Source organism: Novilysobacter antarcticus, from assembly GCF_019802285.1.
Taxonomy (GTDB): Bacteria; Pseudomonadota; Gammaproteobacteria; order Xanthomonadales; family Xanthomonadaceae; genus Novilysobacter; species Novilysobacter antarcticus.
In genome coordinates this window covers 759524-780837 of the sequence record NZ_JAIEUJ010000002.1, presented here as the reverse complement: position 1 = coordinate 780837, position 21314 = coordinate 759524, and the positions used below count along the sequence as shown (strand labels likewise).

Annotated in this window: 22 protein-coding genes; 14 read left to right on the top strand and 8 right to left on the bottom strand. The window is 67.0% G+C overall.

The genetic code is table 11. From position 1 onward, the window contains the following. Nucleotides 1-54 precede the first annotated feature (54 nt). Together KZ491_RS08310 and putA are read right to left on the bottom strand one after the other, a co-directional pair. The gene (locus KZ491_RS08310) at nt 55-966 is read right to left on the bottom strand and encodes a formate/nitrite transporter family protein (protein WP_222565346.1); all 912 of its coding nucleotides are present in this window, start codon (nt 964-966) and stop codon (nt 55-57) included. Nucleotides 967-1109: 143 nt separating this feature from the next. Continuing rightward, nucleotides 1110-4337 (bottom strand): bifunctional proline dehydrogenase/L-glutamate gamma-semialdehyde dehydrogenase PutA, encoded by a 3228-nt coding sequence (gene putA / locus KZ491_RS08305; RefSeq protein WP_222565345.1) that lies wholly within the window; start codon nt 4335-4337, stop codon nt 1110-1112. Between the two features lie 419 nt (nt 4338-4756). Here putA and coxB point away from each other — a divergent pair, with 419 nt between their 5' ends. The 5 genes from coxB to KZ491_RS08280 are packed head-to-tail and all read left to right on the top strand — an operon-like array spanning nt 4757 to nt 8993. After that, entirely contained in the window at nt 4757-5668 is a 912-nt protein-coding gene (gene coxB / locus KZ491_RS08300; protein WP_222565344.1) for a cytochrome c oxidase subunit II, read from the top strand. A 44-nt stretch (nt 5669-5712) separates the two neighbouring features. Next, complete coding sequence (gene ctaD / locus KZ491_RS08295) at nt 5713-7329, top strand: cytochrome c oxidase subunit I (RefSeq protein WP_222565343.1); 1617 nt, start codon at nt 5713-5715, stop codon at nt 7327-7329. Between the two features lie 10 nt (nt 7330-7339). Beyond that, entirely contained in the window at nt 7340-7480 is a 141-nt protein-coding gene (locus KZ491_RS08290; RefSeq protein ID WP_222565342.1) for a hypothetical protein, read from the top strand. Then, complete coding sequence (locus KZ491_RS08285) at nt 7477-8076, top strand: cytochrome c oxidase assembly protein (protein WP_222565341.1); 600 nt, start codon at nt 7477-7479, stop codon at nt 8074-8076. The genes KZ491_RS08290 and KZ491_RS08285 overlap by 4 nt, the downstream gene beginning before the upstream one ends. A gap of 38 nt (nt 8077-8114) precedes the next feature. Continuing rightward, entirely contained in the window at nt 8115-8993 is an 879-nt protein-coding gene (locus KZ491_RS08280; RefSeq protein WP_222565340.1) for a cytochrome c oxidase subunit 3, read from the top strand. Nucleotides 8994-9166: 173 nt separating this feature from the next. On the opposite strand, the gene KZ491_RS08275 is transcribed toward KZ491_RS08280, so the two are convergent. Beyond that, nucleotides 9167-9373, bottom strand: coding sequence for a twin transmembrane helix small protein (locus tag KZ491_RS08275; protein ID WP_222565339.1), 207 nt, complete (start codon nt 9371-9373; stop codon nt 9167-9169). Nucleotides 9374-9453: 80 nt separating this feature from the next. Here KZ491_RS08275 and KZ491_RS08270 point away from each other — a divergent pair, with 80 nt between their 5' ends. The 4 genes from KZ491_RS08270 to cyoE all read left to right on the top strand — a co-directional run bounded on the left by KZ491_RS08270 (nt 9454) and on the right by cyoE (nt 12986). Further along, nucleotides 9454-10197, top strand: a complete 744-nt coding sequence (locus KZ491_RS08270; RefSeq protein WP_222565338.1) for an SURF1 family protein — start codon at nt 9454-9456, stop codon at nt 10195-10197. Further along, the gene (locus KZ491_RS08265; RefSeq protein ID WP_222565337.1) at nt 10197-10802 is read left to right on the top strand and encodes a hypothetical protein; all 606 of its coding nucleotides are present in this window, start codon (nt 10197-10199) and stop codon (nt 10800-10802) included. Before KZ491_RS08270 ends, KZ491_RS08265 begins: the two co-directional genes overlap by 1 nt. A gap of 157 nt (nt 10803-10959) precedes the next feature. Continuing rightward, nucleotides 10960-12054, top strand: a complete 1095-nt coding sequence (locus KZ491_RS08260; protein ID WP_246606720.1) for a COX15/CtaA family protein — start codon at nt 10960-10962, stop codon at nt 12052-12054. After that, nucleotides 12054-12986, top strand: coding sequence for a heme o synthase (gene cyoE, locus KZ491_RS08255; RefSeq protein ID WP_222565335.1), 933 nt, complete (start codon nt 12054-12056; stop codon nt 12984-12986). The genes KZ491_RS08260 and cyoE overlap by 1 nt, the downstream gene beginning before the upstream one ends. A gap of 57 nt (nt 12987-13043) precedes the next feature. Here cyoE and dnaG read toward each other — a convergent pair whose 3' ends face one another. The 4 genes from dnaG to rpsU form a co-directional block, all read right to left on the bottom strand. Beyond that, on the bottom strand, nt 13044-14765 hold the full coding sequence (dnaG, locus tag KZ491_RS08250; RefSeq protein ID WP_222565334.1) for a DNA primase: 1722 nt from the start codon (nt 14763-14765) through the stop codon (nt 13044-13046). Nucleotides 14766-14861: 96 nt separating this feature from the next. Continuing rightward, nucleotides 14862-15800: a YihY/virulence factor BrkB family protein gene (locus tag KZ491_RS08245; protein WP_222565333.1), complete on the bottom strand. Its 939-nt coding sequence runs from the start codon at nt 15798-15800 to the stop codon at nt 14862-14864. A gap of 31 nt (nt 15801-15831) precedes the next feature. Beyond that, nucleotides 15832-16278 (bottom strand): GatB/YqeY domain-containing protein, encoded by a 447-nt coding sequence (locus KZ491_RS08240; protein WP_222565332.1) that lies wholly within the window; start codon nt 16276-16278, stop codon nt 15832-15834. 178 nt (nt 16279-16456) lie between these two features. After that, nucleotides 16457-16672 carry a 30S ribosomal protein S21 gene (gene rpsU / locus KZ491_RS08235; protein ID WP_043959185.1) on the bottom strand — a complete coding sequence of 72 codons (216 nt, stop codon included), beginning with the start codon at nt 16670-16672 and terminating at the stop codon, nt 16457-16459. Nucleotides 16673-16844: 172 nt separating this feature from the next. Between rpsU and tsaD the strand changes: the two genes are divergently transcribed. The 5 genes from tsaD to KZ491_RS08210 all read left to right on the top strand — a co-directional run bounded on the left by tsaD (nt 16845) and on the right by KZ491_RS08210 (nt 20493). Continuing rightward, nucleotides 16845-17867, top strand: a complete 1023-nt coding sequence (tsaD, locus tag KZ491_RS08230) for a tRNA (adenosine(37)-N6)-threonylcarbamoyltransferase complex transferase subunit TsaD (RefSeq protein WP_222565331.1) — start codon at nt 16845-16847, stop codon at nt 17865-17867. A 137-nt stretch (nt 17868-18004) separates the two neighbouring features. After that, nucleotides 18005-18370, top strand: a complete 366-nt coding sequence (gene folB, locus KZ491_RS08225; protein WP_222565330.1) for a dihydroneopterin aldolase — start codon at nt 18005-18007, stop codon at nt 18368-18370. Further along, on the top strand, nt 18367-19731 hold the full coding sequence (locus KZ491_RS08220; RefSeq protein ID WP_222565329.1) for a mechanosensitive ion channel family protein: 1365 nt from the start codon (nt 18367-18369) through the stop codon (nt 19729-19731). Before folB ends, KZ491_RS08220 begins: the two co-directional genes overlap by 4 nt. Then, nucleotides 19728-20228, top strand: coding sequence for a 2-amino-4-hydroxy-6-hydroxymethyldihydropteridine diphosphokinase (gene folK / locus KZ491_RS08215; protein WP_043958659.1), 501 nt, complete (start codon nt 19728-19730; stop codon nt 20226-20228). Before KZ491_RS08220 ends, folK begins: the two co-directional genes overlap by 4 nt. Nucleotides 20229-20298: 70 nt before the next feature. Continuing rightward, a complete protein-coding gene (locus tag KZ491_RS08210) occupies nt 20299-20493 on the top strand; it encodes a hypothetical protein (RefSeq protein ID WP_043958658.1) in 195 nt (64 codons plus the stop codon). A gap of 6 nt (nt 20494-20499) precedes the next feature. Here KZ491_RS08210 and KZ491_RS08205 read toward each other — a convergent pair whose 3' ends face one another. Beyond that, nucleotides 20500-21279 (bottom strand): pteridine reductase, encoded by a 780-nt coding sequence (locus tag KZ491_RS08205; RefSeq protein ID WP_222565328.1) that lies wholly within the window; start codon nt 21277-21279, stop codon nt 20500-20502. Nucleotides 21280-21314: the final 35 nt, after the last annotated feature.

The window sequence follows — 21314 nt, the reverse complement described above, 5'->3', positions numbered from 1 at the left end:
GCGCGTCCGGTCGGGTCCTTTACGGCAAGCCCGTCCTGCGCGGCTCGCGCCCAATCACTCACCGCCGCTGCGGACCTGGGCGTGGCTGATCAAGGCGAAGATCAGGCTGCCACCGACCACGTTGCCAGCCAGGGTGGGCAGGCCGAAGCGCAGCACGGCATCGGCAAATGAGGACTCGCCGGCAAACACCATGTACATCGCCTCCGCCGAACCGACCACGATATGGGTGAAGCCGCCGATCGCGATCACGTAGGTGCAGATCAGGATGATCGCCACCCGCGAACGCTCGGTCGCGGCCATCATCCAGACCATCATGGCGATGATCCAGCCGGCCAGGATGCCCTTGGTGAACATCTCCAGCGCGCTGTTGTCCATCAGCTCGCGACCGACCGCGACGAAGGCTGCCTGTCCGGTGGCGTCGAACTGCTGCATGTGCAGCAGGCCGAAGGCAAACACACTCGCACCCACCAGGTTTCCGGCCAGCACCACCGACCACAATCGCAGCAGGCGGCCGAAGTTGTGCGCGCTGGGCTTGGTCATCAGCGGCAGCACGGCGGTGAGCACGTTCTCGGTGAACAGCTGCTGGCGGGCAACGATCACTGCCAGGAAGCCGAACGTGTAGCCCATTGAGTCCACCAGGAACGCGCCGGGCAACCCGTCCATGTGCCGGTGCAGCACGCCGCGGGCGAGGAACGAGAATCCCATCGTCAGCCCGGCCGCGAACGCCGACCAGGCCAGCGTGGCGATGTTGCGCTTGAGCTCTTCCTGACCGGCGCGGCGGATGATTTCGTGCAGCAGCGCGGCACGCGGTGCACTGCGCTCCTCGACGTCGCGCCGTTCATCGTCCGACAACGAGAAGCCGCTGTCGGATTCCTCTTTCAGGTTTTCCTCGACCTCGGCTTCGTCACGCGCCTCGGCCTGCTCGTCGGCGCGCTTTCGCGCGTCCTTCTCGATGTCGTCCGGCATGGGTCACCTGATGCTGGCGCGGGTACCGCGCCGGACTTTTATCGCACAGGCGACTGTGACGCCGATGCATCGCCGCGGCGCCGTGATCGCGCGCGTGGATGCGACGCGATGACGGCAACCGGCGCCGGGTCATGGGCGAACGATCAGTCGCCCAAGGTCAGCAGCGAGGCGTTGCCACCGGAGGCCGTGGTGTTGATGGTGACAGTCTTCTCGGTGGTGAAGCGGGTCATGTACTGCGGCCCGCCGGCCTTGGGCCCGGTGCCCGAGAGCCCCTGTCCGCCGAACGGCTGCACGCCGACCACCGCGCCGATCTGGTTGCGGTTGACGTAGCAGTTGCCGACCCGCGCCCGCGCCGCGATCCGATCCACCGTGGCATCGATGCGCGAATGCACGCCCAGGGTCAGACCGTAGCCGGTTGAGTTGATCGCATCGATCACCCCGTCCAGATCGTCTGCCTTCCAGCGCAGCACGTGCAGCACCGGCCCGAACACCTCCTTGCTGAGCTGGTCGAGCGATCTCAGCTCGTAGGCGCGCGGAGCGAAGAAGGTGCCGTGTGCGGTGTCCTCGTCCAGCTTCACCACCGCGATCGGGGTGGCTTCGCGATTCATGCGGTCGGCGTGTTTCTGCAGCATCTCCAGCGCATCGTTGTCGATCACCGGGCCCACGTCGGTGGACAGCAGGCCGGGGTCACCGACCTTCAGCTCGGCCATCGCACCCGCGAGCATGGTCACCACCTTGTCGGCGATGTCCTCCTGCACGAACAACACCCGAGCGGCCGAGCAGCGCTGGCCCGCGGAGGTGAAGGCCGAGTTCATCGCGTCCTGCACCAGCTGTTCCGGCAGCGCCGAGGAGTCGGCGATCAGCGCGTTCTGGCCGCCGGTCTCGGCAATCAGGGTGCCGATCGCACCTTCGCGCGCGGCCAGCGCGCGGTTGATCACGTTGGCCGTCTCGTTGGATCCGGTGAAGGCGACGCCGGCGATGCGGCGGTCGCCGGTCAAGGCCGCGCCCACCGTCGCGCCGTCGCCGGGCACGAACTGGAGCACGTCTTCGGGGATGCCGGCCTCATGCATCAGGCGCGTCGCGGCGTAGCCGATCAGGTTGGTCTGCTCGGCCGGCTTGGCGATCACGGTGTTGCCCGAGGCCAGCGCAGCGGCGGCCTGACCCAGGTAGATCGCCAGCGGGAAGTTCCACGGGCTGATGCAGACGAACACGCCGCGGCCGCCGTGCTCCAGGGTGTTGGACTCGCCGGTCGGGCCGGGCAAAGGCTCGGGCTTGAACATGATCCGTGCCTGGCTGGCGTAATAGCGCAGGAAGTCGACCGCCTCGCGGACCTCGCCGACGCCATCGGCAATCGATTTGCCCGCCTCGCGGGTGCACATCGCGATGAATTCGCCCATCCGCGACTCCAGCACGTCGGCGGCGCGTTCCAGGATCGCCGCGCGGTCCGCCGCCGGGGTCAGGTTCCATCCCGGGAATGCGGCGACGGCGTTGGTCAGCGCCTTCTCCACGACCTCGGTGCTGGCCGGCAACCAGTGCCCGACCACCTGCCGGCGATCGGCCGGGTTGGTCACCGGCCGGGTGTCACCAGCCGGAGTGGCGCCCGGAACCAACGGGGCTGCGTGCCATTCCTGGGCCGCGGCGTGGTTGACCTGTTCGGCCAGCGCGCGCAGCCGGTCGTCGTCGGCAAGATTGACGCCCATCGAATTGCTCCTGTCGCAATACTTCATTGAATCGGCATAACTGCGGAATAGGTCCACCGGCAGCGGGATGCGCGGGTGGGGAATGCTGTCGAACGCAGCCACCGCCTGCAGCGGATCCCGCACCAGGTCGGCAACGGGGACATTCTCGTCGGTGATGCTGTTGACGAAGCTGGAATTGGCGCCGTTCTCAAGCAACCGGCGGACCAGGTACGGCAGCAGGTCCTCGTGACTGCCGACCGGCGCGTACACCCGGCACGGCACGTCCAGGCGGTCGGCGGGGATCACCTCGGCGTACAGGTCGTCGCCCATGCCATGCAGCTTCTGGAACTCGAATTCCACCCGCTTGCCGCCGCGGTTGGCCATTGCGTGCACCGCCGCGATGGTCTGCGCATTATGGGTGGCGAACATCGGGTAGATCGCGTCGGCGGCGGCCAGCATGCGCCGCGCGTTGGCCAGATAGGAGACGTCGGTGTTGGGCTTGCGGGTAAATACCGGATAGCCGGGATAGCCGTCGACCTGCGCGCGCTTGATCTCGCTGTCCCAGTAGGCGCCCTTGACCAGGCGGACCGGAATCCGGCGGCCGGTGCGGCGGGCCAGGTCGGCGACGAAGTCGATCACTTCCGGAGCGCGCTTCTGGTACGCCTGGATCGCCAGGCCGCAGCCCTCCCAACCCTCCAGCGAGGCATCGGTGTAAGCGGCGGCGAACACGTCCAGCGACAGCTCCAGGCGGTCGGCTTCCTCTGCATCCACGGTGAAGCCGATGCCGAAGCGGCGCGCCAGCTGTGCCAGCTCGAGTACCCGCGGGGTCAACTCGGCGAGCACGCGCCTGCGCTGGGCATGCTGGTAGCGCGGGTGCAGCGCCGAGAGTTTCACCGAGATGCTGGGTGTGGCGAACACGTCGCTGCCGGTGTAGCTGGCACTGCTGCCGATCGCCGCGATCGCGTCACGATACGACTGCAGGTAGCGCTCCGCGTCGGCCGCGGTGAGCGCCGCCTCGCCGAGCATGTCGTAGGAGTAGCGGTAGTTGGCGTTGCTGCACTTCTTTGCCCGTGCCAGTGCCTCGCCGATGGTGCGGCCCATGACGAACTGGTGCCCCATGATCCGCATCGCCTGGCGTACCGCCATACGCACCACCGGTTCGCCCACCCGGCCCACGAGCCGCGAGAACGCCCCGTGTACGTCGCGCTTGGTGCCGTCGGCGAGATCCACCAGTCGTCCGGTCAGCAGCAGTCCCCAGGTCGAAGCATTCACCAGCACCGAGTCCGACCGGCCGACGTGGCGCTTCCAGTCGGCATCACCGAGCTTGTCGCGGATCAGCTTGTCGGTGGTGATCGGGTCGGGGATGCGCAGCAGCGCTTCGGCCACGCACATCAACAACACGCCTTCCTCGCTGCCCAGGTCGTACTGGCGCATGAAGGCCTCGATGGCGCCTTGTTCGGATGCGCGCGCGCGCACGCGACGCACCAGGTCGGCGGCCATCGCCTGCACGGCGGCCTGCTCGGCCGGAGCCAGGGTCGCCAGTTCGGCCAACTGGCGCACGTGGCTGGCCTCGTCGCGCGACCAGGCGGCGGTCAGGGCAGCGCGTGGACCGGCGCCGGCGGGGGGCAATTCCGGGCTGATCAGCGCCGCATGCGGCGACGAAAGACCGGTGAAAGGAGGTTGGATGGTCATCGATACCGCTCAGGCTGGGCGACGTGCGTCGGGCAGGGGGATGGCAGACGCATAGTCTAGGACCAAAGTCCGCCCTATGCCTTGCACCGTGGGGGTTTCAGACCCGCCGCGGGAGCCGTTTGCGCGCGTGTTCAGCTCACGGCATGGCCGTGTTCAGCCGACGGTCGGGTAGCCGGAAATGATCCGGATCAAGGACAGCTGGCTGCGTCTCTGGCAGGAGATCGCTTGCCGCGGCCCATCTGCACGGATACCCTTCTGAGCACTATCCGTAGCGTCTGCATCGACGTGACGGGCCCCGGGCGGGCTCGCCAGCAACCGTTCGACCACCCGCGGCCGCTGAGCGCGGACCTCGCAGCGGGGACTCGCGGAGCGGAACAGCGGTACCACCTGACTACAAGCGGACTTTGGGGCTCGAATTGATGAAAGCCGGTCGTTTCACGAAAACCTCCGTGGCGCTCGCCGCGATGGCGACTCCCATGCTGGCGTTCGCCCAGAGCGCGGATCCGGTGCGCTGGCAGCTCAATATGGGCCGCGGCGTCACGCCCCTGTCCAACAACGCCTACGACGCGCACATGCTGGCCCTGTGGATCTGCCTGGGCATCGGCGTGGCGGTGTTCATCGCCATGGGTATCGCGATGTTCCGCTTCCGCAAGTCGCGCGGCGCCGTGGCGGACACCACGTTCGTCCACAACACCCGGCTGGAAATCGTCTGGACCGTGATCCCGGTGATCCTGCTGGTGGTGATGGCCGCGCCGGCCACCACCAAGCTGGTGAAGATGTACGACCACCGCGACTCGGAAATGACGGTCAAGGTGACCGGCTACCAGTGGATGTGGGAATACGAGTACCTGGGCGAGGACGTCAGCTTCGTCAGCCGCCTGGACCGCGAACACGACCGCATCCGCCAGAGCGGCATCGTGCCCGGCCACGACGAGCACCCCACCTACCTGCTGGAAGTCGACAACGAGCTGGTGTTGCCGGTCGACACCAAGGTCCGCTTCGTGATCACCGCCGACGACGTCATCCACTCCTGGTGGGTGCCGGCACTGGGCTGGAAGCAGGACGCCGTGCCGGGAATCATCAACGAGGCGTGGGCCGATATCGACACCCCCGGCATCTATCGCGGCCAGTGCGCCGAGCTGTGCGGCAAGGACCACGGGTTCATGCCGATCGTGATCCGGGCGTTGCCAAAGGCCGAGTTCCAGCAGTGGTTGGCCTCCAAGAAGGCGGCCGGCGCGGATGTTGCAAACGCGGTCCCGCAACGCGCGCTGCCCAACACCGAAGTCAAATCCGAAACCGACGCCGCGGCTGCTGTCGCGGTGGTCCGCTGATCGCCATGCCGGCGTTTACACCCAACGAATCCCAGAGGTAGGCCATGGCTGCCACGCACCCCGTCACCGATACGCATGACGACCACGCCCACAAGCAGGGCTTCGTCGAACGCTGGCTGCTGTCCACCAACCACAAGGACATCGGCACGCTGTACCTGCTCTTCAGCTTCATGATGTTCATCATCGGCGGTGCCTTCTCGGTGGTGATCCGCAGCGAGCTGGCGCAGCCGGGCCTGCAGTTCGTCGATCCGGAATTCTTCAACCAGATGACCTCGTTGCACGCGCTGGTGATGATCTTCGGCGGCGTGATGCCGGCCTTCGTCGGCCTGGCCAACTGGATGATCCCGCTCCAGATCGGCGCGCCGGACATGGCCTTGCCGCGGATGAACAACTGGTCGTTCTGGATCCTGCCGTTCGCCTTCACGATGCTGCTGATGACGCTGTTCCTGCCGGGCGGCGCGATGGGCGGTGGCTGGACCATGTACCCGCCGCTGTCGCTGCAGGGCGGCTCCAACGTGGCCTTCCAGATCTTCGCCATCCACATGATGGGCGTCAGCTCGATCATGGGCGCGATCAACGTCATCGCCACCGTGCTCAACATGCGCGCGCCGGGCATGGACCTGCTGAAGATGCCGATCTTCACCTGGACCTGGCTGATCACCGCGTTTCTGCTGATCGCGGTGATGCCGGTGCTGGCCGGTGCGGTCACCATGCTGCTGACCGACAAGTTCTTCGCGACCTCGTTCTTCAACGCCGCCGGCGGCGGTGATCCGGTGATGTACCAGCACATCTTCTGGTTCTTCGGGCACCCCGAGGTCTACATCATGATCCTGCCGGCGTTCGGCATCGTCTCCGAGGTCATCCCGACCTTCAGCCGCAAGCCGCTGTTCGGTTACCAGGCGATGGTCTATGCCACCGCAGCGATCGCGTTCCTGTCGTTCATCGTCTGGGCGCACCACATGTTCACCGCCGGCATGCCGCTGGGCGGGGAGCTGTTCTTCATGTACGCCACGATGCTGATCTCGATCCCGACCGGGGTGAAGATCTTCAACTGGGTGACCACCATGTGGCGCGGCTCGATCACCTTCGAGACGCCGATGCTGTTCGCCGTCGCCTTCGTGATCCTGTTCACCATCGGCGGCTTCTCCGGCCTGATGCTGGCGATCGTGCCGGCGGACTTCCAGTACCACGACACCTATTTCGTGGTGGCGCACTTCCACTACGTGCTGGTCACCGGCTCGGTGCTCGCGCTGATCTCGGCGGTGTACTACTGGTGGCCGAAGTGGACCGGCCGCATGTACAACGAGACCTGGGGCAAGATCCATTTCTGGTGGACGATGGTGTTCGTCAACCTGCTGTTCTTCCCGCAGCACTTCCTGGGTCTGGCCGGCATGCCGCGCCGCATCCCCGACTACAACGTGGTGTTCGCCGACTGGAATCTGGTCAGCTCGATCGGCGCGTTCGGCATGTTCGTGACGCCGTTCATGATGTTCGCCATCCTGCTGCACTCCAAGAAGTACGGCGCCAAGGCCGGGATGCGCGCTTGGGAAGGCGCCCGAGGTCTGGAGTGGACCGTGCCGAGTCCGGCACCGCACCACACCTTCACCGTGCCGCCCGTGATCCGCGACGGGGACCTGGCCCACGGCGACGTGACCCACTGAGCCTTCGGCTATGACCGACCAACGCCCCAAATTGCCCGATGACCAGCTCGCAGGCCGCCGCAAGGCGGCGGTGCGGACCGCGTTGTGGATGGGGCTGGTGGCGGTGGTGATCTATGTCGGCTTCATCCTCAGCGGGGTGATCGGTCGATGAGCGCTCCGAACCCCGAACCGGCGCCGCGCCGCGCGACGACCGGCCTGACCAAGATGCTGGTAGCGGCGGCGATCGCCTTCGCCTTCAGCTTCAGTCTCGTGCCGCTGTACCGCATCGCCTGCCAGAAGGTGTTCGGAATCCGTATCGACAATACGGCCAGCGCCGCGCGCAGCCCCGGTGTGGTGGACGAGGATCGGATCATCACCGTGCAGTTCGACGGTGGGGTGAACTCCAAGCTGCCGTGGGCGTTCAAGCCCAGCGAAATAAGCATGAAGGTGCGTCCGGGACAGCAGTACGAGACGACCTATTTTGCCCACAACAAGAGCGACCGCACGATCGTGGGCAGCGCCGTCCCGTCGGTGGCGCCGGCACGGGCCTCGGGCTTCTTCAGCAAGACCGAGTGCTTCTGCTTCACCGCGCAGACCATGGCCGCGGGCGAGTCCCGCGACATGCCGGTCCGTTTTATCGTCGATCCCAATTTGCCCAAGGACATCAAGACGCTCACCTTGTCCTACACGTTCTTCAAGAATGACTCGCTCACCGCCGAGCAGGCGGTGGCGAACCATCCGGCACCGGTGCCGGTGTCCGCGCCCTGAACGCTCCATCGCACCCCTTGCATAACGGAACCGCCGCCATGGCCCAAGCCCAAGTCCAGTCACCAGAAGCCTATTTCGTCCCGCACCACAGTCGCTGGCCGATCCTGGGTTCCGTCGCCCTGTTCGTGATGATGGTCGGCGCCGGCGCATGGCTGAACCAGACCAGCTGGGGCCGCTGGACATTCGTCGTCGGCGTGGTGCTGATGATTGCCGTGTTCTTTGGCTGGTTCGGGGACGTCATCCGCGAGTCGGTCAGCGGCAAGTACAACCGTCAGGTCGATGTGTCGTTCCGGATGGGGATGGTCTGGTTCATCTTCTCGGAGGTGATGTTCTTCGGCGCTTTTTTCGGCGCACTGTTCTATGCCCGGCAGCTGTCACTGCAGTGGCTCGGCGGCGCCGGCGACGGCATGATGACCAACGCGCTGCTGTGGGACGGATTCAGCGCAGCCTGGCCGAGCAATGGACCGGCCGCCGTCGGCGGTGCTTACCAGACGGTGCCCGCCTGGGGCCTGCCGCTGGTCAATACGCTGATCCTGCTCACCTCCGGCGTGACCATTACCGCTGCCCACCACGCGCTCAAGGCCGGGCGCCGCAAGGCGCTGCTGGTTGGTCTGGGACTGACGGTGCTGCTGGGCTGCCTGTTCCTGTTCTTCCAGGCCGAGGAGTACATGCACGCCTACTCGGAGCTCAACCTGACCATGGGTTCGGGCATCTACGGCTCGACGTTCTACCTGCTGACCGGCTTCCACGGGGCGCACGTTACCCTCGGCACGATCATGCTCGCAGTGATCTGGGTGCGCTGCCTGAAGGGCCACTTCACCAAGGACGACCACTTCGGCTTCGAGGCCGTGGCGTGGTACTGGCACTTCGTCGACGTGGTCTGGCTGATGCTCTTCATCTTCGTCTACGTGCTGTAACCCGGGCATCCGCACTGCTCGCCGGATCCGTCAGTTTCCGGGCGGCACGCAAGCCGCGCGAGTTGTCGCCACGCACTCCAGGCTCGCGTCGTTGCCTGCGGATGGCGTTACCGCTCCTTCGGTGCGCTGCAACCGGTTCCGCTCCGCCGGCTGACAGCTGCGGAAACCGGGCGTCAGCCGTTGACGCCGTGGAACTGTATCCAGCCCATCTTCGCGGCGATGATCACAACCAGGATCATGGCGATGGACAGGGCGACGCGGCGGGTCAGTGCGTTGACCGTGCGCTTGCTCTCACCCTTGTCGACCAGCATGTAGTACAGGCCGGCGCCCAGGTTCCAGAGAATCAGGATCAGGAAGCCGACGATCACCAGGGTCTTCATCAATATGCTCCAGCGCCGATGCGCCCAGTACGGCCTTCGGCCTGCGGGTCGTCATTATCGCAGCGTGGCGTGGATATGACATGAGCCGCAGGTCGCAGCTTGTCGTGGGCTGGTTGGTGGCATTGGCGGTCATCGCCGTGTTCACACGGCTGGGCGTCTGGCAATCGCAGCGGGCAGTCGAAAAGCAGGCGATGCTTGACGGAGCAGCCCGTGTCCTGACCTCACGCCAGCTGAGCGGTCTGGACGCGGCGGCCGATGCCGCCTCGCAGGACCGCTATGAGTGGGCGCAGGGCAGCGGTGAGTTCGCGCCCGGTCCGCAGTGGCTGCTTGACAACCAGCAGCGCGCGGGACGCGTCGGTGTGCAGGCGTATCGGATCTTTCTCCCCGATCAGGGCCAGCCGTTGCTGGTGGACCTGGGCTGGCTGCCATTGCCGGGCGACCGGGCGATGCCTTCGGTGGAGCGCCCGGAAGGGCACATCACGGTGGAGGGCTTGTTGTCGCCGCCGCCGTCAGGCGGCATTGCCCTGGGCGGCGCGATGGCCGAGCAGGCCGGGAGCTGGTTGATGTTGCGACTGGACATCCCGTCCATCAGCGCCGCGGCGGGTACAGCACTGGCGCCGCGGGTGCTGCGGCTGGATCCGGCGTCGCCGCTGGGGTATGAGCGCGACCTCGCCCTGCTGCCCAATACACTGCCGCCGGCCAAGCACCGTGGCTACGCGCTGCAATGGTTCGGCCTCGCCGTGGCCGTACTGGCGACCGCGTTGATTCTGACGTTCCGCAACCCCCGGCGCCGCAGGCGCCAGCCGAACATGGACAAGCACTGATGAGCCCTTCGCACTCCGACACCCCGCCGGCGGTGGATATCCGCGCGCGCAACCGCAACCGCGCGATGCTGGTCGCGATCGGCGTCCTGTTTTTTGGCAGCATGCTGATCGCCGGCGCGTTGCGGTTTTCCGGGTGGCAGCCCGAGGGCCGCAAGAACCACGGCGAGCTGCTGCAGCCGCCGACCGACCTGCGCGGGCTGGTACCGCAAACGGCCGAGGGTGGCGGCTACGCCTGGAACCCCGGCGAGCGCACCTGGCGGATCATGCTCGCTCCGCCGGACGACTGCGGCAGCGAGTGTGACCGGCTCGCCCACGACCTGGATACCGTCTGGCGCCTGTTCGGCAAGGATGCGGACCGCGTTCACGTGCTGTGGGTCTGCGACAGTGCTGCCTGCATGCCGCCGCGGGATGCCCAGTTGCCGCGCACGCTGCAGGTGATACGGGGCGCCGCACAGTGGCGCGAGCGGCTCCCCGCGCTGGCCGATCCCGCCGGCGTGCCGGTCTATGTGATCGATCCGCATGGCTTCGTGGTGTTGCGCTACGCGCCGGGTTTCGATCCTGGCGGGCTGCGCGCCGACCTCGCCAAACTGTTGAAGTTGATGTGATCGCGCTACTGTCCGCGACACGCTCGATGCCGCTCCACCGCAAGAGACCTGCATGACTGTTTCCATTTCCGAGCTTTCGCCCGGGTCCCGACCCGACGATAAACCCGTCCGCACCGCAACCGTCCGTCCCGCCCGCAATTTCCATCGTCTTGCGTGGATGGCGGTGCTGCTGGCGGTCGGCGTGATCGTGTTTGGCGCTTTTGTGCGCCTGTCCGATGCCGGCCTGAGCTGCCCGGACTGGCCCACGTGCTACGGGCGTGCCGCGTGGCCCACCACCGTGGACCAGGGAGACGGCCATGCGGCCGTTGCGATCCGCCCGGTCGAGGTGCACAAGGCCTGGCGTGAGCAGTTCCACCGCATGATCGCCGGTGCGTTGGGGGTACTGACCCTGGCCCTGGCGCTGCTGGCGTCCAGGCGGCGCCGGTATGGACTGGCGCAGATCATCGCTGCGTCGCTGATGGTGGCCATCGCCATCCCGCTGTACATGCGCGGCTTGCACGTGCCCGCTGCCGCGCTGGCCCTGGCCGGCGAGGCGGTGCTGATGTTCGCGGCGCTGCGCTGGAGCAATCTGGACCTGGCCCGGGTCGCGGTCTTCACCCTCGGGGTGATCGTGTTCCAGGCCCTGCTGGGGATGTGGACGGTCACCTGGCTGTTGAAGCCACTGGTGGTGATGGGCCATCTGCTGGGCGGACTGCTCACGTTCTCGCTGCTGTTGTGGATGGCATGGCGCGCCACCGACCTGCCGATCCAGCTGGCCGATGCGCTGAAACTGCGCCGCTGGCTGATGGCGGGGCTGGCCCTGCTTACCGTACAGATCGCCCTGGGAGGGTGGACCAGTGCGAACTACGCCGCCCTCGCGTGCGGCACAGAGTTCCCCACCTGCGTGGGCCGCTGGTGGCCGCCGACGGACTTCAGGGAGGGCTTCGTGTTGTGGCGGGGCATTGGGGTCGACTACGAAGGCGGCGTGCTGGATGGCGCCAGCCGCATCGCGATCCAGATGGCACACCGTCTGATGGCGGTGGTGCTGTTCGTGTACCTGCTCTGGTTGGCATGGCGGCTGTCGCGCCGGCCCGGCATGCGCGGCTGGGCAAGCCTGCTTGGCCTGGCGATCATTGCCCAGGCCAGCCTGGGAATTGCCAACGTCAAACTGGCCCTGCCGCTGTGGACGGCGGTGCTGCACAACGCCGGCGCGGTGCTGCTGCTGTTTGTCCTGGTTTCCCTGCTGGCGCGGCTGCGCGCTCCAGACGCGTGATGGAACGCACGTTTGCCAAGGTGTGTCGGGAGTACTGGTCGCTGACCAAGCCGCGGGTGGTCGCGCTGATCATCTTCACTGCGGCGATCGGCATGTTCCTGGCGGTGCCCGGATTGCCACCGCTGAAGGAGTCGGTACTTGGGTTCCTCGGGATCTGGCTGGCGGCGGCTTCGGCGGCCACCATCAACCAGTTGCTGGATGCGCGTATCGATGCGGAGATGGCCCGCACCTCGTGGCGGCCGATCGTGGTCGGTCAGGTCACGCCGCGGCAGGCGCTGCTGTTCGCGCTGGCGCTGGCGGGGCTGTCGATGCTGATCCTGCTGGTGTGGGTGAACGTCCTGACCGCAGTGCTGACCTTTGCCTCGATGATCGGTTACGCGGTGATCTACACCGTGTATCTCAAGCACGCCACGTCGCAGAACATCGTCATCGGCGGGCTTGCCGGCGCCGCGCCGCCGTTGCTGGGCTGGTCGGCGGTGACCGGCATGCAGAACCCGTGGGACTGGGCGCACGCACTGCTGTTGGTGCTGATCATCTTCGTGTGGACGCCGCCGCACTTCTGGGCGCTGGCGATCTTCCGCCGCGCCGACTACGCCAAGGCGTTGGTCCCGATGCTGCCGGTGACCCACGGCGTGGAATACACCCGCTGGCAGATCCTGTTCTACACCGTGCTGCTGGTGCTGGTGACGATGCTGCCACGGATCATCGGCATGAGCGGCGATCTCTACCTGGGCGGCGCGGCGGTGCTCGGCGCGGCATTCCTTTACTACGCTTGGCGCCTGATGGATCCACCCGACGAGATGTACGCGATGAAGGTGTTCGGGTTCTCCATCGTCTACCTGATGGCGCTGTTCGCCTTCCTGCTGCTGGACCACTGGCTGCTGCCGTTCCTGCAGCCGGGCGCATCGATGGAATTCGTCCCGGTCGGCTGACGGCAGAGCGGCTCCCTCGCGGTACAACCGTTCACGGTGCCCGCATATCTGCCCTGGCTAGTCGAAACGCGCGCTCAGCAGTGCGCGCAGCTCGGACTTCTCGTCATCGCTCAGGCTCGCCAATCTGCTCTGCAGTTCGGTAAGGCGCTGGTGCCGGCTCTGCCGGTCGAGTTGGGCGATCGTATCCAGCAGGATCGTGCGCGGTGCGGCCTCGTCGCCGGGCACCGTGGTCGCCGCCAGCTTCTGCAGCGCGGCGTGCTCCTCGCGCCCTTCGAAGTGGGCGACCAGCGCGCCGGTGGTGATGTCGGGCCGTTCGAAGATCACCCCGAGCACGTCCAGCAGCAGGTCCACGCCCGGCTGCTGCAGGCTGGCGAACGGGAAGGGCGGCTCGAGCTCCATCGCCAGCGCCGGCTGGTGCAGCAACAGCATGATCGCTGTGCGCACCAGACTGCGACGGGGCGCGGCCACGCCATGGGTGTTGCGGCTGCGCGATGCCGCCGGTCGCGGAGGGGGTGCGGACTCGCGAGCGCCCACCCCGGTCAACTCGGTCAGGCGCTGCTGCATCAGGTCGGCGAACGCGCCGTCGGGGATCTGCGCGAGCAGCGGCTTGGCACGCTCGGCCAGACGGCCCTTGCCCTCCAGCGTGGCCAGGTTGGCGTCGACAGACAGCGAGTCGAACAGGAACTGCGACAGCGGCGTGGCCTCCGCGAGGCGCTTGTCGAAGCCGGCGGCGCCTTCGGCACGCACGATGCTGTCGGGGTCCTCGCCGTCAGGGAGGAACAGGAAGAACGCTTGGCGGCCGTCCTTCATCCGCGGCAGGATCGATTCAACCGCCTTCCACGCCGCGGCGCGGCCGGCGCGGTCGCCGTCGAAGCAGAAGTACACGTCGGGTGCGTTGCGGAACAGCAGCTCGGCGTGGTCCGGCGTGGTCGCGGTGCCCAGGGTCGCCACCGCGGTGTCCACGCCGTGCTGGAACAGCGCGACCACGTCCATGTAGCCCTCGACCACGATCAGCCGCGGGACCTTGTTGTGCGCCTGCCGCACCTGCCACAGGCCGTACAGCTCGCGACCCTTGTGGAACAGCTCGGTTTCCGGGGAGTTGAGGTACTTGGGGTTGTCCTCGGCATCCAGCACGCGGCCGCCGAAGGCGATCGGCCGGCCGCGGCGGTCGTGGATCGGAAATATCACCCGGTCGCGGAACTTGTCATAGCTGCGGCCGCTGTCGTTGCTGGAAAACAGCCCTCCGCGTTCCAGTAGCGCCAGCCTTCGGGGGTCGGTTCCCAGCGTGTCGCGCAGTGCAGTGAAGCTGTCGGGTGCGTAGCCGATCCCGAAGCGCTGGCGGATATCGGCATCGACCCCGCGCCCGTCCAGATACGCCTGCGCCTTGCCGCTTTGGGCCAGCTGGCGCTGGAAGAACGTCGCCGCCGCGCTCATCGCCTCGAACAATGCCTGCCCGTCGGGGTTGGCATTGCGTTGCAGGGTGTCGCGTGGAACCTCCATGCCCGCGTGGCGGGCCAGCTCATCGACCGCGTCGAGGAACTCCAGCCGGTCGTAGTTCATCAGGAAGCTGATTGCGGTGCCGCTGGCCTGGCAGCCGAAGCAGTAATAGAACTGCTTGGCCGGGGACACGGTGAAGCTGGGCGTGCGCTCATCGTGGAACGGGCAGCAGGCCGAGTATTCCTTGCCCTGGCGCTTCAACGGCACGCGCGCGCCGATCACCTCGACCAGGTCGGAGCGGGCCAGCAGGTCATCGATGAAGGCGTCGGGAATACGGGCCATACTGGGGTGTCCGGCGTGTCCGTCGGGCATCCGTCTCGTCAGGGAAGGGGACGTTAGGATGCCACCGACGCAGTTCCGGTGCGCGTCACGCTGCGCTCAGGCGACCGGATCCTGACGGGGCGCGGTCGGATCGACAGCGGCCGCGGGCTGCGTGTCGTCCGCGGCAGCCTGCTCGTGGGCCAGGCGGCGCTTCAGTCGCGCGTGTTCATCCAGCATCGCGGTGATAAGCGCGCCGACCAGGAACACCACCGCGCAGTAGTACAACCAGACCAGCATCACGACCAGGCCGCCCGCCGGACCGTAGGCGTTGCCCAGGGTGGACTGGCCCAGATACAGGCCGATCGCCCAGCGCCCGACCATGAACAGTGCCGAGGTCATCGCGCCGCCCAGGAGCGCCCGGCGCCGGCTGACCGGGCGGTCGGGCAGCAGGCGGTAGATCAGCGAGAACACGACGGTATAGAGCAGGAACGAGACCAGCTCGGCGAGTACCGGCATCAGATCCGGCAGCCACGCCAGCACGACCGCCAACGCGGCCTGCGCGGCCATCGAGACGACCAGCAGGAAGCCCACGCCCAGGGCCATGCCAAAGGACAGCAGGCGCTTGCGCAGCCACGGCAATATGCCGCCCAGACGGGTCGCGTCGCTGCGGAAGACCCGGTTCAGCGCCACCTGCAACTGGCCGAACACCATCGAGGCACCCACCAGCAGCGCGGCGGTGCCCAAGATTGCCGCAAGCGACCCGGTGCCGGGTTCCTTCTCGGCGTTGGCGACGATCAGACGTGCCGTCTGCTCCACCTGGGGGCCGGCCAGCAGGCCGATCTGATGGAAGAACTCGCCCTGCGCGACGGGATAAAGCGAGGTCGTCAGCCACAGCAGCATCACCACCAGCGGCGCCAGCGAGAGCAGGGTGAAGAACGACAGGGCCGCTGCCAACGCGAGAATGTCGTAGGCGAGGAACCGGCGCACGAATTGCGCCGGCCAGCTCTGCTGCAGGCGCTCGGTCAGTTCGTGGATACGCTCGTGGCGATGGATCATGTGCGGCGGCGGTCGGTCGCGGTGGCGGACTTCAGGCGCTGAGGCGCTGCTTGACCAGTTTCGACACCAGGCCCATGTCGGCCTGGCCGGCGAGTTTCGGCTTCAGCACGCCCATCAGCTTGCCGATGTCGGCCGGCCCGGTCGCACCGGTTTCGCTGACCGCCGCGTCGATGGCGGCGCTGATGGCGGCTTCGTCCAGCTTGGCCGGCAGGTAACGTTCGATGACCAGGATCTCGTCGCGCTCGATCACGGCCAGGTCCTCGCGCGAGGCCGCTTCGAACTGGCTGACCGAATCGCGGCGCTGCTTGACCATCTTGTCGAGGATCGCGAGCACCTGGGCGTCGTCCAGCTCGATCCGCTCGTCGACTTCCTTTTGCTTGATCGCCGACAGCATCAGGCGGATCACGCCCAGATCGTGCTTGGCGCCGCTCTTCATCGCGGTCTTCATGTCATCGGTGAGTTGTTGCTTGAGGGTCATGGCAGGGTCTCGGCAGGAAAGCGGCGAACACAAAAAGCCGGCGGCGCATCGTGGCGCGGCCGGCTTGCTGCTTACGGCCCGGACCGCGGCGTTGCCGGCGGGTCAGGGTATCTGGGTCGAACGGAATCTGATCAACAGCGCCTTGGCGGCGCCGGATCCGGTCCATCCGACCAGGCGATCAGTACAGGCGCTGACGCTTGGTCACATCGCGGGCGACGCGACGGGACTGGCGCTTGACAGCGGCAGCGGCCTTGCGCTTGCGCTCCTGGGTCGGCTTTTCGTAATACTCGCGCTTGCGGGTCTCGGCGAGGACGCCGGCCTTTTCGCAGGTGCGCTTGAAGCGACGCAGGGCAAACTCGAATGGCTCGTTTTCGCGGACTTTAACGGCAGGCATGCGGAATCTCGGTTCGGGTGAACTGCCCGGCAAGTCCGGGCGAGCCGCATATGATAGCGAGGCAGGCGTCGCCAGTGCAAGTCGCCACACACAATCCCCGCAGATACGTGCCGTTGCGGCGGCTGGAGTAACCTGCTGCCATCCCCAATTGCGGTCAGGCCGCATACCGCCAATGAAAGTCTTGGGTATCGAAACCAGTTGCGACGAAACCGGCGTGGCCGTCTATGACACCCGCGACGGCCTCCTGGCACATGCGCTGTACAGCCAGATTGCGCTGCACGCGGAGTATGGCGGCGTGGTGCCGGAGCTGGCCAGTCGCGACCACGTGCGCAAGCTGCTGCCGCTGATCCGCCAGACCCTGGACGAGGCGGGCATGGCGGTGGCCGACATTGACGGGGTGGCCTACACCGCCGGCCCCGGGCTGGTGGGCGCGCTGCTGGTGGGCGCCGGTGTGGCGCGGTCACTTGCGTGGGCGCTGGACAAGCCCGCGGTCGCAGTCCATCACATGGAAGGCCACCTGCTCGCGCCGCTGCTGGAGGATGACCCGCTGGGCCGCCCGCAGCCGCCGTTCGTGGCTCTGCTCGTCTCGGGTGGGCATACCCAGCTGATCGCGGTTGATGCGATCGGCAGCTATCGGCTGCTGGGAGAGACTCTGGACGATGCCGCCGGCGAGGCCTTCGACAAGACCGCCAAACTGATGGGACTGCCATACCCGGGTGGGCCACAGCTGGCGGCGCTGGCAGGCCAGGGTACCGCCGGTGCGTACCGTTTCCCGCGCCCGATGACCAACCGCCCGGGACTGGATTTCAGCTTCAGCGGGCTGAAGACCCAGGTCATGTTGGCCTGGCGCGACAGCGACCAGTCGGCGCAGGCGCGCGCCGACATTGCCCGGGCGTTCGAGGAGGCGGTGGTGGATACGTTGGCGATCAAGTGCGAGCGCGCGCTGGACGCGGCCGGCTGCCAGACGCTGGTGGTGGCGGGCGGGGTGGGTGCGAATGCGCGGCTGCGGGAGAAGCTGCAGGCGATGGCGGCGCGGCGCGGCGGCCGGGTCAGCTTCCCACGGCCGGCGTTCTGCACCGACAACGGCGCGATGATCGCGTTTGCCGGCGCGCTTCGCCTGCAGGCCGGTCAACACGGCGACGCCGCCGTCCAGGTATGGCCGCGCTGGGATATGGCGACGCTGCCGGCGCTCTGAGCGGGGCTCTGAGCGGCGCTCATCAGCGGAGCGCCGCCAACCACCGTGCGGGCGCGCAGATCCTCAAGCACGCGGTTCCATCCACTCATCATTTGCGCTGTGCACCCGCGCAGTTCAGTACAGACAGGTAAACGGCAATGGACAAGGTATTCATCGAAGGACTGGAAGTGGAGGCCCTGATCGGCATCTACGACTGGGAGCGCCGGATCCGGCAGCCGCTGGTGTTCGACGTCGAGATGGCCTTCGACAACCGGCGTCCCGCGGCGACTGATGCGATCGAAGACACCCTCAACTACAAGGCGGTCAGCAAGCGGATCATCGCCTACGTGGGGCAGTCCGAGTTCGGCCTGGTGGAGACCTTGGCCGAGCGCGTCGCGGCACTGATCCTGGAGGAGTTCGGCGTCGCCCATGTGCGGCTGAAGCTGGGCAAGCCCGGCGCGGTGCGCGGCGCGCGCTCGGTCGGCGTGATGATCGAACGATCGGCCGCTATGCTGGCGGAATGACTTTGCTAACCGACTGGACGTTCCTGGAGCCGCTGGAGGCTTACCCCTACACGTTCACTGTGCTCCAGCTCGCGGGCCTCGCGCTGGCCGCCTGGCTGGCCAACTGGCTGACCCGGGTCATCCTCGTGCGCGTGGTCACGCGCGTGGTGAAGGCGACTCCAATGCGCTGGGACGATGCGTTGATGTCGCCCAAGGTGCTCGCGCGTCTGGCCAACATCGTGCCGGCGCTGATCATCGCCAGCGGCATCGCCGCCATCACGGAGCTGCCATCCGGGGTGGAGACGGTGGTGCGCAATGTCGCGCTGGCGTTCGTGGCATTGACCATCGCGCTGGCGATCAGCCACGTCCTCGACGCGGTCAACCAGCTTTACGTCGCCAGCAGCAGCCGGGCCAACGAGCGCCCGATCAAGGGCTACCTGCAGGTGGTCAAGCTGGTGGTTTACGTATTTGCGGTGGTGGTCATCGTCGCCACGCTTATCGACCGCTCGCCGCTGCTGCTGCTGTCGGGCTTTGGTGCGATGAGCGCGGTGGTGATGCTGGTGTTCAAGGACACCATCCTGTCGCTGGTCGCCAGCATCCAGCTGGCCAACAACGACATGCTGCGGGTCGGCGACTGGATCGAGATGCCCGCGCTGCAGGCCGACGGCGACGTGATCGACATGGCGCTGAACACGGTCAAGGTGCAGAACTGGGACAAGACCGTCACCACCATTCCGACCTACCGGCTGATCAGCGACAGCTTCAAGAACTGGCGCGGCATGCAGGAGTCCGGCGGGCGCAGGATCAAGCGGGCGCTGCTGATCGACCAGTCCTCGGTGCGCTTTCTGGAACCCGAAGAGCGTTCCCGCCTGCGGCGGATCGCCCTGATCGATGAGTATCTGGACGACAAGCGCCGCGAGCTGGAAGCCTACAACGAGAATCTGCTGGCCAAGGGCAAGGATCCGGTGAATACCCGCCGGGTGACCAACATCGGCACCTTCCGCGCGTATGTCTATCACTACCTGCGTGCGCACCCGGGCATCCACCAGGACATGACCCTGCTGGTGCGGCAGCTCGAACCCGGTGCGACCGGCCTGCCGCTGGAGCTGTATTGCTTCACCAACAGCGTGCAGTGGGCGGTGTACGAGAACACCCAGTCGGACATCTTCGACCACCTGATCGCGATGTTGCCCGAATTCGGCCTGCGCCTGTACCAGGCGCCGGGTGGTGCGGACCTGGCGGCGCTGATGGCGTCCCTGTCGCGGCCCAACGAGGCGGCAAACGCAGGCGCCGACACCGATCCGGACGGGGATGTCGCGCGGTCCGTCGCCGGGGTGGGCGGTGAAGGCGAGGCCACCCGCGCAGGCAGCTCGCCGGCATGAGTCGGGCCTACCTCAGCCTTGGCAGCAACCTGGAACCGGTGGCCCACCTGCGCAGGGCCGTGGAGGAGTTGCGCGAGCGCTTCGGCGCCATGGACCTCTCGCCGGTGTACCGCACCCGCGCGGTCGGGTTCGATGGCAATGACTTTCTCAACGCCGCGGCGATAATCCACACCGAGCTCGACCCGGTCGCCCTGCACGACTGGTTGCACGCGCTTGAGGATGCGCATCAGCGTGATCGCAGCGGACCCAGGTTTGGCGATCGCACCCTGGACATCGACATCGTCCTGTTCGACGACCGTGAGCTGTCCGGTCCGGGCAACCTGCGCATCCCGCGTCCGGATCTGGAACACGCCTTCGTGCTGCGTCCGCTGGCGGACATCGCCCCGGACGTGGTGGTGCCTGGCGACGGCCGCACCCTGGCGCAGTTGTGGGACATCCACCCGGACCGTGACAGGGTCCTGCCGACCGTGTCGCTGGCGGACGCCGGCGGGATTTGATCGCGCTCAAGATCGCCGCGCCGCAATAGGGCACGATGGTGCCATCGACACCGCCACAAGGAGGCGCGCGATGCATCCGATCCTGGTTGAACTGTTGACCAAGCCCGTGGGCTGGCTGTCCCTGGGTGGCTCCATCTTCCTGTTGGTGATGGTGCCGCTGGGCATCCACCTTTTCCTGCGCAGGCAGATCCGCAACGAAGAAGGCGCGGAGGAGGCGAGAGCGTACGAACTGCGCCGCCGTGCCGAGGCGACGCGGGGCGAGTAACCACGCTCAGCCCGCGAGCATCCGCCCACCGTCCACGTGCACGACCTGGCCGGTGCAGTAGCTCGCATCCTGCAACAACCAGCGCACCGCCTCGGCCACCTCGACCGGGGTGCCCGTGCGTTGCAATGGCGTGCGTGCCAGTTTTTCCGCCTGATCCGCTGTGGCGGGCGGCGTATCCGACCCGGGAGCGGCGTGGTTGGCGTCGCCGGCTGTGGCGTCGTGCGGCCACAGGATCGCGCCGGGCGCGACCGCATTGACCCGCACCTGCGGTCCGAGCTCCAGCGCCAGTGAGCGGGTCGCCATCAGCAGCGCAGCCTTGGCCATGCAGTAGATCGTGTGGCCGGCGAGCGGGCGTTCGGCGTAGATATCGACCATGTTGACGATCGCACCACCATGGACCGCCAGATGCGGCGCGGCAGCCTGGGCGAGGAACAACGGCGCGCGCGCATTGCTGGCAAACAGCGTGTCCCACTGCTGCGGGGTCGCCTCGCCGACCGGCGTGGGGGTGAATCCGGAGGCGTTGTTGACCAGTGCGTCCAGGCGGCCGAAGTGGCCGATCGTGCGGGCGATCAGCTCCGGCAGCCGGTCGAACTCGGCCAGATCGGCCTGCAGTGTCAGGGTGCTGCCGGGACGCATGAGCTCCAGTTCCGCCGCCAGCGCTTCCATCGCTGTGCGCGAGCTGCGGTAATGCAGCGCAAGGTCGTACCCGGCCGCATGCAGGGTGCGCGCGATCTGCGCGCCAATGCGTTTGGCACTGCCGGTGACCAGGGCGACGGGGCGGGGCATGGCGGCTTCCTTAAGGCACAAGCCGTTATCCTGCG